Source organism: Candidatus Poriferisocius sp., from assembly GCF_965202595.1.
GTDB lineage: Bacteria > Actinomycetota > Acidimicrobiia > Acidimicrobiales > Bin134 > Poriferisocius.
This window is the reverse complement of sequence record NZ_OZ241836.1, coordinates 786,641-798,767: the sequence shown is the minus strand read 5'-3', so window position 1 is coordinate 798,767 and position 12,127 is coordinate 786,641. Positions and strand designations below refer to the sequence as shown.

The 12,127-nt window shown below is 65.5% G+C and carries 8 protein-coding genes; 5 read left to right on the top strand and 3 right to left on the bottom strand.

Annotated elements, in window-relative coordinates; translation table 11 throughout:
• Positions 1-54: 54 nt before the first annotated feature.
• Together tkt and ACOGXC_RS04075 are read right to left on the bottom strand one after the other, a co-directional pair.
• Complete coding sequence (tkt, locus tag ACOGXC_RS04080; protein WP_419919438.1) at positions 55-2,022, bottom strand: transketolase; 1,968 nt, start codon at positions 2,020-2,022, stop codon at positions 55-57.
• A gap of 24 nt (positions 2,023-2,046) precedes the next feature.
• On the bottom strand, positions 2,047-3,159 hold the full coding sequence (locus ACOGXC_RS04075) for an FIST signal transduction protein (protein ID WP_419919437.1): 1,113 nt from the start codon (positions 3,157-3,159) through the stop codon (positions 2,047-2,049).
• Positions 3,160-3,341: 182 nt separating this feature from the next.
• Here ACOGXC_RS04075 and ACOGXC_RS04070 point away from each other — a divergent pair, with 182 nt between their 5' ends.
• The 3 genes from ACOGXC_RS04070 (at position 3,342) to ACOGXC_RS04060 (ending at position 8,413) form a co-directional block, all read left to right on the top strand.
• The gene (locus ACOGXC_RS04070; RefSeq protein ID WP_419919436.1) at positions 3,342-3,551 is read left to right on the top strand and encodes a type II toxin-antitoxin system CcdA family antitoxin; all 210 of its coding nucleotides are present in this window, start codon (positions 3,342-3,344) and stop codon (positions 3,549-3,551) included.
• Positions 3,548-3,856, top strand: a complete 309-nt coding sequence (locus ACOGXC_RS04065) for a type II toxin-antitoxin system PemK/MazF family toxin (protein WP_419919435.1) — start codon at positions 3,548-3,550, stop codon at positions 3,854-3,856. Before ACOGXC_RS04070 ends, ACOGXC_RS04065 begins: the two co-directional genes overlap by 4 nt.
• Before the next feature lie 111 nt (positions 3,857-3,967).
• Positions 3,968-8,413, top strand: a complete 4,446-nt coding sequence (locus ACOGXC_RS04060; RefSeq protein ID WP_419919434.1) for a DEAD/DEAH box helicase family protein — start codon at positions 3,968-3,970, stop codon at positions 8,411-8,413.
• Positions 8,414-8,500: 87 nt separating this feature from the next.
• On the opposite strand, the gene ACOGXC_RS04055 is transcribed toward ACOGXC_RS04060, so the two are convergent.
• On the bottom strand, positions 8,501-9,475 hold the full coding sequence (locus ACOGXC_RS04055) for an IS30 family transposase (protein WP_419918168.1): 975 nt from the start codon (positions 9,473-9,475) through the stop codon (positions 8,501-8,503).
• 48 nt (positions 9,476-9,523) lie between these two features.
• Between ACOGXC_RS04055 and ACOGXC_RS04050 the strand changes: the two genes are divergently transcribed.
• Together ACOGXC_RS04050 and ACOGXC_RS04045 are read left to right on the top strand one after the other, a co-directional pair.
• The gene (locus ACOGXC_RS04050; protein WP_419919433.1) at positions 9,524-10,180 is read left to right on the top strand and encodes a hypothetical protein; all 657 of its coding nucleotides are present in this window, start codon (positions 9,524-9,526) and stop codon (positions 10,178-10,180) included.
• A 654-nt stretch (positions 10,181-10,834) separates the two neighbouring features.
• A complete protein-coding gene (locus ACOGXC_RS04045; RefSeq protein ID WP_419919432.1) occupies positions 10,835-12,124 on the top strand; it encodes an ATP-binding protein in 1,290 nt (429 codons plus the stop codon).
• Positions 12,125-12,127: the final 3 nt, after the last annotated feature.

Below are 12,127 nucleotides of genomic sequence, written 5' to 3'. Positions count from 1 at the left end.
GGCAACCCTGACCGTGGTTGAAATACAGGTCGTGCAAAACAGTCATACCCGACCTCAGCTCTTGATCAGATCAACAGCCCGGGAGGCCACGTTGTCGGGGTTCATTCCCAGCTTGTCCAGAACCACCGGACCCGGTGCCGAGGCCCCGAACCGGTCTATACCCACCGGGAGGTCAACCCACCGCTCCCAACCCAGGGTGACTCCCGCTTCCACCGACAGCTTGGGCACCCCTGCGGGCAGCACGCCGGTTTGGTAGGCAGCATCCTGCTCGGCGAACAACTCCCAGCAGGGCATGGAGACCACCCGCGCCGCCACCCCCCGACCCTCCAGGGCGGCAGCTGCGGAGACACAAACCGATACCTCGCTACCGGTGCCCACCAGGATCACCTCCGGGTCGGGGTTGTCCACCAGGGTGTAGGCCCCCCGGGCCACCCCGGCGGCCGCTGCGGTCCCCTCCAGCACGGGTACGTTCTGGCGGGTCAGGATCATGGCGCTGGGGCCGTCCCCATTGACGGCCAACTGCCACGCCTGGGCCACCTCGTTGCCGTCGGCGGGCCGGAACACCCTCAGACCGGGGATGGCCCGCAGCGACATGATGTGCTCCACCGGCTGGTGGGTGGGACCGTCCTCCCCGACCCCCACCGAGTCGTGGCTCCACACGAAGACGCAGTGGGCCCGGGACAGCGCGGCCAGGCGCACCGCCGGGCGCATGTAGTCGCTGAACACCAGAAATGTGCCGCCCACCGGCATCAACCCACCGTGCAGGGCGGCCCCGTTCATGAGCGCGCCCATGGCATGTTCCCGCACACCGAAGTAAAGCTGACGACCGGCGGGATGGGTCGGGTCGAGCGGATCGGCATCGGATAGATCGGTGCCGGTGTTGCCGGTGAGATCGGCCCCACCGGCAACCAGGCCGGGAACCACCTCGACCATGGCATTGAGGCAGGCCGAGCTGGCTTTTCTGGTGGCCACCGACCCGCCGGCCGGCCACGACGGCAGCTTGCCCTCCCAGTCCGGCAGGCCCCGACCGGCCCGGCAGGCTTCGTACTCCGAGCGGCGGGGACCGAGGGCCTCCACCCGCTGCCCCCAGGCGGCGCGCTCGGCGGCTCCGCGACGGCCGGCGGCCCGGTAGGCCCCGGTCACATCGGCAGGAGCGTAAAAGGACTGGTCGGTGGGTAGTCCCATGACCGCCTTGGTGACGGCGATCTCCTCGTCGAACAGCGAGTAGCCATGAGCCTCGTGGTTGCCGGTCTGGCCGGGGGAGGGGTGAGCCACGTGGCTGCGAACAATGAGCATAGACGGAGCGTCGTCAACCGCCATGGCCGTCCGGATGCCCGCCTCCAGGGCATCGAGGTCGTCGGCCGCCTCGCCCAGATCAATGACATGCCAGCCGTAGGCACCGAACCGCTGAGCGGCGTCGTCGGACAGGGACAGATCGGTGGGGCCGTCGATGGTGATCCGGTTGTCGTCGTAGACACAGATCAGCCGATCCAGGCGCTGGTGACCGGCCAGGGAGCCGGCCTCGTGGCTGATGCCCTCGGACAGGTCACCGTCGCCGCACAGGGCGAACACCCGATGGTCGCAGACACCGGCACCGAAGCGGTGGCGCAACCAGCGCTCGGCTACCGCCATACCCACCGCGTTGGCGATCCCCTGGCCGAGGGGGCCGGTGGTCACCTCCACCCCCGCAGTGGGTCCGACCTCGGGATGTCCGGGGGTGCGGCTGTCCCACTGGCGGAAGTTCCGCAGGTCGTCCAGGGTCAATCCCTGGCCGGTTAGGTAGAGCATGGAATACAGCAGGATGGAGGCGTGGCCGGCGCTGAGAACAAACCGGTCCCGGTCGGGCCAGGCGGGATCGTCGGCGTCGTAGCGCAGGATTCGGGTCCAGAGCACATGGGCCAGGGGGGCCAGGGCCATGGCGGTGCCCTGGTGCCCCGAGCGGGCCTGGTGGGGGGCATCCATGGCCAGGCCCCGGATAACGCTGACGGCTCGGGCTTCGAGAGCGGCGGGAAACGCTGCCATAGAAGGACAGATCTTTTCAGACTGTCACGGGAACAGCACCACTGAAGCAGTGAACCCGTGAAGGAAGTTGTGGCCACCGACCGGTCCGAGTTCCCCCGCGCAGAACATGCCTGCCACCGGGGCCCGGTTCAGGGCCTCGTGGATCACCGATGCGTCGTGGTTGGGCCCCTCGAACAGGTGGGTTCCCCGGCCGTTGCAGGTGAAGACCAGAGCCGATCCGGCAGATATACCGGACATCAGCTCGCGCAGATCCTCGTCGGCAGTGGCCGCATCCCGCACCTGGAACTGGACCGTGGTACCTACTTCCACGGAGTCGCCAACTGCCAGCACGCCGGACTCTTGGTCAGCACCCACCAGGGTGCGGATCAAGAAGTCACCCCGATCGAACTCCAACTTGTGCTCATCCATGACCACACCGATGTGCAGCCCCCTCGCCACCAGGGCTCGTTCGGCCTCGTCCAGCTCGAGCAGGGTCTCACGCAACCGGTCCACCGCGGAACGGCCCCCCATCTCGGAGATCACCCGGCCCTCTGCCCCGGTCACCGTGTAGGGCCGGCCGATGGGACGGCACCCCTGGGAGACCACGGAACGAACCCCGACCCGGGGATCGAGGAGAACACCCACCGCGCCGTCGCTGAACACCTCGTGCCCCAGAACCAGACGATTGCTCCCCGGGCCCCCTGCCGAGGCCAGCCCACCCACAACCGTCATTGCCGGTCCCGCCTCCAGCAGCGCCTCGCTGGGAAAGGTGAACGGATCGGGAAGCACCAGCAGGGTTCCCTCGGCATCAACCGGCAACCCTTCCAGCACCCACCCGTCGGACCCCTTGGTCGCTTCGAGTCGAACCGGCCGGGCCGGGCAGCGGGCCACCGCCCAGAGGGAAAGGGCCGGACTCTCCTCCACCTCCAGGGGGCCGCTGATAACCGATACCGCGGTGGCCCCGATCAGGGCCTCCGGGGCCAACACCCGGTGAATGGTGCCGGCTATTTCCGGGATCGCCTCACGGTGGGAGGCCGATGTGAACAGCACCACCAGATCGGGTGAGGGGCCCACCGCCTCCAGGATCTCACCGATCACCTCGCCGGCTGCGCCGGCCGAGTCGGGATGTTCGGACAAAGCAGCCCCGTACCTGTTCACCCGAAACACGCTACTTGCTGCCACCGGCCTTGCCGTCTGTCCAGGCGGCGGAGGCAGCCAACTTGAGGGCGGGGGGCAGAACGCTTACCCCCTCCAACAGGTCGGCCACGCCCCTGCGAACAACTTCCGTCGCCGCCTCACCCTGTGCCTGGCAGTGCTATCAAACCTGATAGTGTAATGTGATGGCTTACAGGCGAACCACGTTCTCCCTGGACGCGAAGCTGGCTGAGCGAGCCCGCCAACTCAACATCAATATCTCAGCAGCAGCCCGCGAGGGGGTTACCGCGGCCGTGAAGCGCGCCATGGGCGAAGCCGACCGGGCCGCTTACCAGCGTATTCCGGAGTCGCCGGACAGCTTCTGGGACGATGCCGAAGCATGGGGAAGTGAATGAATCGCGGCGAAGTATGGTGGGCCCAGGTAGGGCGCAAGCGACGCCCGACACTGGTGCTCACACGGTCAGAAGTAATTGATGTTCGCGATCTGTTGACCGTTGCCGAGATTACTACCACCGTGCGAGGACTTGCCGTGGAGGTACCGCTTGCGGATCAGGTACCTGGTCTTGCCGCTGGGTCGGTCATCAACTGTGACGGTCTTCACACTGTAAGGCGCTCCTCGCTGTCTGATCGCGCCGGCGTGGTGAGTGAGCAAACGCTAGAGTCAGTGTGTCGCTGCGTGGCTTACGCCCTGGGATGCTGACCCGAAAACCACTTGTGACAAACGAGCCTGCTGGTCTTTCACCGTAAACACCCACCGTGCTTGCTCCTGTCGTAAACTCCGGTCGCAGAACCGGGGATCTCCAGGAGGCTCATGTCCGAAGACACCACCATCGGCGTTGCCCACGAAGCGGGTTCTGTCCTGGATGATGCGCTGGCCCAGCTCGAAGATCACGCGCCCCAGCAAACCGATGGCCGCTGGTTGGAAGACCTGACCGCTGACGTGGCCCCACACATCCGGGATTGGAACGTGGACGGCTGCTGGCGCTGGGAGGACTGGCCGGAACGCGACGAGGTGATGAACGAGGGCACTCCCGCCACCGATGTCGGGATCGACCTGGTGGCTCGCCGCCGTGACGACAGAAGGTGGATTGCCATTCAAGTCAAGGCCCGCAAGCTGGATGCGCATGGTGTGGGCGCGCAGGTTGCTTCGGGGGAGATGGACAAGTTTCTGGCCGCCGCCGCGAACGCCGAGGTTTGGGCCGAGCGCTGGCTGGCGGTGAACGGCGCTGTCCCGCTGGGAGGTTATTCCCCGGGCAAAGCCACGATGTCGGGCGCTTCGGTGAAGGTGATCAACGTTGCCCAGGCGGTTGAATCGCAGCGCGCGGCGCTGGCTGCCGGCATCGAAGGCGAACCATGCCCACACTGCGAGGCCGGCAACGGCGGTACCCTGCTGGCCGGCGAGGAGCCTCCAACGCAGGCGCGCTCGTGCATGCAGCGCGAGGCGGTGGAGAAGGCTGTGGCCCGCTTGCGCGCCAACGAATTGGCCGATGAGAAGGGCATCCCTCGAGGGGAGGCGCGTGGTCGCATAGTGCTGCCCTGCGGCACCGGGAAAACCCGCATCGCGCTGCGGATCACCGAGGAGCTGACATATGCCGGCGAGTTTTCGGTGGTGCTGTGCCCGTCGATTGCGCTGGTGGCGCAGATACGGCGAGAGTTCCTTCAACACGCCGGACGGCCGCTGAGGGTGATGGCGGTTTGCTCCGACAAGGGGGTAGCCGCCGATGAGGAGAAGGTCGCCAACGACGACGATGCCACCCTCGACCGGGGAATGGTGACAACCGAGGAGATAAAGGGCTGCCCGGTCACCACCGATGCCGGGGAGATAGCCGGTTGGATACGCCAGCGGCGCGAGGGCGGGTTCGGGAACGCAACGAGCGTGATCTTCGGCACCTACCAGTCGGCGCAGCGAATCTCGGAAGCCATCAAGCAGGCCGAAGCCGCGGACGCGTTCAAGGTGCTTGTCTGTGACGAGGCCCACCGCACCGCCGGAGTGCGCCGCCGCCGGCGCAACACCGCCGCCGAGGAGAGGCTGCGCGAGTTCACGCTATGCCACGATCGCGACGCCTTTCCGGCCACCTATCGCATCTACCAGACCGCCACTCCACGAATCTACGGGGACAGCGCCTCAGCACAGGTGGCCAGTGCCGCCGACCGAGCCGATTTCGTGGTTCGCCAGATGGACGACCAGGCCATCTTCGGGGTTGAACTGTACCGCCGGTCATACGCCGAGGCCGTTCGCAACGGCTGGCTGTCGGACTACCGGATCATCGCCATGGCGGTGGGTGGGCAGGAGGCCACCGGCATCGCCAACGAGCTGGTACGCGAAGCCGACGAGCAGGCCGCACGCGATGCCGAGACTGCGGCGCGGGTCGCCGCCGAGAGCGGGCAGAAGGTCAAGGCTCCCCGCAGGCGCGCCGACCGGCTGCCCAGCACCGGCGACTATCTCAAGGGAATGGCGTTCGCGCTGGCGATGGGGGGCGCGGCCCGCACCGCTTCCGGCCGACGGGTGCCGCTGCGGTCCTGCATCGGCTTCCTGAACACCATCGCTCGCAGCAAGGCAATGACCTCGGTGCTGCAATCCGAAGCGGTACGGGAATGGGTGGCCAAGCAGGCCGGCGACCCCGCCCCCGACTACCGGCTGGAGCATCTCGACGCTTCCTCACCGGTGGCCCGGCGTGACGAAGCCAAGCGCAGGCTCGCCACCGCCGACGATGACAAGCCGCACGGCGTGCTGAACGTCGGAATATTCGGCGAGGGCACCGACTCGCCGTCACTTTCGGCGGTTGCGTTCCTGGAACCCCGCAAATCACCCATCGATGTGGTGCAAGCAGTGGGGCGGGCAATGCGCCGCGCCCAGGGCAAGGAACTCGGCTACATAATCGTGCCGGTGGTCATCCCTGCCGGTGTGGACGCTGAACGGCATCTTGCGGTGAGCGACAAGCACGAGGGCTGGCGCGAACTGGGGGACATACTCCAGGCGTTGCGGGCCCACGACCAGCGCATAGAGGACGCTCTGCCCGAGATGCTGACCATCCAACTGCCGCCCGAGCCCCAGTTGGAACTGAAATTGAAGACCGCTGTCGCCATCGGCAGACCCGATAGGACAAGGCTGGAATACGCCGTGGTGAGCGGCAGCCGCGAAACCGCCGAACACGTTGCCCGCATTGCGGTTAAACAAGACCGCCCCCTGCTGGACTATGACAACGCCGAGCCGTTCGACCAAGCCCAGTGGCAAGAACCCGAGGACGAACCGACCTCGCTGATTGTCCACACCAAGCGGCCCGACGGCAGCACCGAGACCCGCGAGGACTCGGTGGTTCGCCACAAGCCGAAAGCGAACCAGCAACTGGGGTCGGTCAACCCAATGCAGACCAGGCGGCGAGCCCGTCGGGTTGCCAACGGTGAGCGGGGCCGAAACCTGCCCGACCCCGCCGAGCGCGCCCGGCGGCGTTCAGAGCGCGAGGCGCAGAGGCAGGCCGCGTTCGAGGGCCATGTCCAGGGTGTGCTACTCGACTTGTCGGACCGGTTGGGCGGGACCATAACAATGAACCTGCTGGAGAAGTCCGGCCTCACCGGTCACAAGGTGCAACGCGATCTGAACCTGCTGGCCGATGCCGTGGGCGAAGCAGCGCGTCACCTGCATGACGAGAGGGGCCTCGCCGTCGAACTTGATGCCCACTTCGGACTCGACCGCCTGGCCGCCCCGAAGGCGGGCAAGCCCCGAGCCGACGGAGCAACCGTCGCCGCGCTGCTGTGGATGAACGCGGCGATGCTGCACCAGCGCATCCACGCCGGCGGCTGGCTCGGACGCAGGGGTATAGACCCGCTTACCGACATCAAGAGCTCTCCCGAACCCGAAGAAGCGCTGCGCGACTCGTGGAACGCGATCACCCGCCAGGACTTCCTGCCCGTCATCGAACCGGCAGTGGAAGCGCTGAAAGCGGCGCGGCGCACAGAAAGGTTGGGCGGTTTGCGCCGGGCGCTGCGGCATCTGGCGGCAGAAGCCGAGCAGATCGCTGAGACATACGCCGATATGGGCACCGACCACGCCGGTGCCCTGTTCAACAAGGTCATGGGCGACCAGTCCTCCGACGGGGCATTCTTCACTCGCCCTGTGGCAGCAGACATCGCCGCGAGACTGGCTCTGGAGGCACTGGACCCCGAAAACGAGCTGGACTGGTCGAGCCCCGATGTTTGGCGACACCACAAGACCGTGGACCTGGCCTGCGGATCGGGAACGCTGCTGGCGGCGGTGATGCTCGAGATGAAGCGCCGAGCCGAGCACCACGGCGCAGACCAGGACCGGCTGGCGGATTTGCAGAAGGTCGCCGTGGAGGAGATGTTGAAGGGGCTCGACATCAACCCCGTGTCGCTCCAGTTGGCGGCCACGCAGCTCATGGCGGGCAACACCGACGTGAAGTATCGCAGGATGGGGCTCCACCTGATGCCCTACGGGCCCCAGCCGGACGGCACCGTGGCTGCCGGATCGCCGGAGCTGTTGGGATGTGAGGGTATCGTCGCGGGTCGCCTGTTCTACGATGCCGCTGATTTCACCAGAGTCCGGACCGGTGCCGAACTCCCCAGCACGCTGGAAGGCCCCGAGATGGACGATGCCGTCGCTGATGCCAAAAATGCCCGCATCGTCATAATGAACCCGCCGTTCACGAACCGCACGAAAATGGGCGAGAAGTTCGACCAGAACACCCAGCAGGCCCTCCGCCGCCGGATGGACACCCTGGAGGGGTTCCTGGAAAGCTTTGACCATCGCCTTAAAGAGTTCTTGGACAAGAACTCTTTAGGGCCGCGGTTCGCGGCCCTAGCAGACCTCTGCCTCAACCGAGAGGAGGGCGTGTTTGCGACGGTTATACCAACGACCGCCCTCACCAATACATCGGGATTGCTCGAACGCCTGGAACTCGCCAACCGGTTCCACATCCACACCATCCTGACCTGCCACCAGGCACGCGATGTGGGATTGAGCCAGCACAGTGAGATCAGCGAGAGCATCGTCGTGCTCCAACGTCACCCTGCTACGTCACCCCCCCCCCCCCCCCGAAACCCGAGTTGTCTCGCTCGACCGGCTGCCTGTCGACCACAACGAGGCCGATCAGCTTTTCAACGGCCTCGAGGGCTGCGATGCTGGAACACTGCCCGATGGCTGGGGCGAGGTGTCGTCATGGCCTGCCGAGCGGATCGCGGCAGGCGACTGGACTGCGGCCATGTGGCGGTCCCCAGTGCTCGCGGACACAGCAACTAGGTTGGCCGGTGACAATGCTTTGAGGCCTCTCAAAACTGTTGGCCTGTCGGGGCACTCGACAGGCCGACAGTTGAGCAACGGTAGGCTCTATTGGTGATCGCGACAGAGTTTAGTGTAGATGGTTTGGGCGGGTTGCCATTGGTGGATTCTGCGGGGCATGGTGTTGATGAGGTCTTCGATGATGGCGAGGCGTACCGGGCCGATGTTGAGGTTGGTGCTTTTGGGTAGCCAGCGTCTGAGTGTGGCGTTGTTTTGTTCGTTGGTGGGTCGTTGCCAGGGGGATCGGGGTTCGCAGAAATAGACCTGTATGTTGAGGGTTTTTTCGATGTCGGCCCATTTGGCCATTTCTGTTCCTTGGTCCCAGGTCAGGGTTTTGACCATTTCGGCGGGTTGGCGTTTGAGTGCGGCGGTGACGGCTTTGGCGGTGTTTCGGGCGTCGTAACCATCACATAAAGGCACTACCAGGGTGTGGCGGCTGGTGCGCTCCACCAGGGTGGCTACGGCTGATTGGTTGTTCGCACCGATTATCAGATCACCTTCCCAGTGGCCCGCCTCGGCTCGGGTGTCGACTATTGCGGGGCGCTGCGCTATGGGCCGGAAATCACCCAGCACGGAGCGTTTCGCCTGCTCACAACGGCTTCGGGGTTTGCGCCGCCGGCGACGGCGCACCAGCAGTTTCCAGCTATCGGCTGCTAGGCCGCTGCGTCCGCTGGGGTCGTAACACGCCCGGTAGATGGTTTCTGCGCACACCCGCAGCCCTTGTTTGCGGAGAGATTCTGAGATCGCATGAGGGGACCAACGAAGCGCCAACAACTCGGCCACCGCGTCGGCCAACACCGGATCTGTGGCCAACTTGGATGGGCGAGGCCTCAAAGCCCGCACATCGGCAACGGCTTGGGCCGCATCGGCCCGATACACCGAACCACCCCCGTTGCGCCGCAACTCCCGCCACACCGCGGAGCGGCTCCTGCCCAACCGGCGGGCCATCTCAGCTGTCCCCACCCCCATCCCAACCATAGTCTCGATGCGGGCACGCTCGCCCGCACACAACCTCTGTGCCATACTGGAACACCTCCACCGGTGATTCGCCAATGTTTCTGATCGACCATCATGGCCGACCTGTCGCGATCACCGGTGGAGCCTTCCAACGGCTACGCCTGCTCAACTGTCGGCACGCCAGGAGCGTTCCCGATACTGGATAGCAAGGGCGTGGATGTCCAGCAGGCAGTAGAGGGGGCACCCGACGAGCACTGGGTATGGCAAGGGAAGGGCACCGCCCCCATCCTGTCCAAGGCGGGGTACCTGTTCCTAACAACCGGCCAGTACATGTCGGCCACCCGCTTGACGGCGCTGGCCACGACGGAGGCATACGTCGGCCGGGGTTGGCGTCCGGTTACCGGATCAACCCCCCAGCAGGCCCAAGCGCTGGCCGTGTTCATCAACTCCACTGCGGGGCGGTTGCTGTTGATGCGGCTGGGTGGACGCTTCCTCCACTTTCCCAACTACAACACCGCAGCGGTCAACGCTCTACCCATGCCCGACATCAGCAACCCCTCGTTGGTTGAGGTTCTGGCCGACTGCTGGCAAGCAACCCGCCAGGAGATCGTCCCCCAGTTCCGCGATGGCTACACCGAGGTTCGCCGCCGCTGGGATGCCGCAGTGTGCACCGCTTTGGGCTGGAGCATGGATGAGATCACAGAACTGGGAGAGCTGCTCGCCCGCGAGCCCCGCGTGCGAGGAGTCGCATACGGTCAGTGGAAGGAATAGCCCGCACCCGCTGAGACGGCTTTCAAAGCGTCGCACCTAGCCGGTATAATCACACATAACCCCCTGAGTGCTTCGTCGCTCAGGACTCGGGGCCCCTCTCTACGAGGGGCCTCTGTCATTTCCAGGCAGATTTGCTCATACACGGCTTACCCCTCTGTTGCCTTCGGTGTTGGAACTATGAACTCCTTGTAGTTGTCTTTGGTTACTGGCCGTCGAGCTGAGGATATGAACTGGTAGTCGAACCAAACGTTGTGCCACGCGCAAGCAGGTGGAGCGTTTTTTACCATTCGATCCCAAAAGCCGCCGCTGGTCGGAAAACTGCGGCCCCACGCGATAGGCACCTCCGATTTGTGGTTCCACACCCAGCCGGGAACGGCGACACCGTCACGTTCGCATAGAGCATGGACCACAGCAGCAATCCGCTACAGCGCGACGGCGGACTCGGCAGGCCCCACCTGTAGAGCTTTCCCACCCCTAAACCGCCCCCCGCCCCCCATCGCGAAGGGCTCAAACCTATAGAGCTTGCCGTTGGCGCGCTTTACGACGGTTCCTCGGATGCGGGACTCCATATTCTGTACGGTGTAAATGCTGCAATCTGTCGGTTATTTATCCTGCAATATGTTAGGTAACTGGCCTTGGGGCTAGGCTTTGTAGATGCTGCCCTCAGCCACGCCACCGGGCCCGCTGGCACCGGAAGGGTACTTGCCCCGTGTGGCGGATGCCGTGCTTGGCGAGGCTCTGGCCGCTGCGCCCATCGTGGTGGTGGAGGGGGCCAGAGGCACCGGCAAGTCGTGGACTTCGCTGCGCCAGGCCCACAGCGAAGTGCGTCTTGATCGTGATTTGGCTGCGGTGGAGGCGGCGACGTTGTGGCCGGAAAAGGTGCTGGAGGGTGCCAGGCCCCGGCTGGTGGACGAGTGGCAGCTCGCTCCGGGTCTGTGGAACATCGCCCGCCATGTGGTTGACGCCGCACCGGGCACCGGCTGCTTCATATTCACCGGGTCGGCGCATCCCCCCGATGACAGCACCCGCCACTCCGGTGCGGGCCGGGTCATGCGGGTGCGGGTGCGGCCGATGTCACTTGCGGAATCGGGGGAGTCCACCGCCGAGGTGTCGCTGGCCTCGCTCCTTGACGGCGGTGACTGCGCCGCTCGAGCCCCCGATGTCACCATTGCCGAGGTTGTAGAGGCGCTCTGCCGTGGCGGATGGCCCCGACACCTGTTTATGGAGACCTCACGGGCACAGGCGCTGTGCCGTGCCTACCTTCAGGAGGTGGCTCGCAGCGACATCGCCCGGCTGGGTCGCACAATGCACCACCCGCACGGCATTCTGAGGCTGCTTGCTTCGCTGAGCCGCAACATCGCGACTACGGCGGCGGCTACAACTCTCGCGGATGACATCGCCGGCGATGCCGTGGCGTCGCCGGCGACCGTTGCCGAGTATCTGGAGGCGTTGCGGCGGGTCTTTGTGGTGGAAGACCTGCCCGCTTGGTCAGTGCATCTGAAGTCGAGGGCCCGCCTACGGCGCGCCCCCAAGCGCCATCTGGTGGATCCGTCACTGGCGGTGGCCACTTTGCGGGCCGGCCCCGAGCGCCTGTGGCGTGATCCCAGCTATCTGGGTCAGGCGTTCGAGTCGCTGGTGGTGCGTGACCTGCGCGTTTATGCCGAGGCCAATGATGCGGCTGTCTACCACTATCGCGATAGCAACGGGCACGAGCTTGATGCCGTGGTCCAGCACGGCGACGGCCGTTGGCTGGCCGTGGAGATCAAGCTCGGATCGGGGGCGCGGCTTGAGGAGGCAGCGAGGTCATTGACTCGGGCCTGCGAGCAGATCGACATGTCGAGAAGTGGCGAGCCGGCCAAGAAGCTGGTGATGACCACCGAGGGCTACGGCTACGAGCGCCTCGATGGCGTATCCGTGCTGCCCATCACCGCCCTAGGCCCCTGAAAT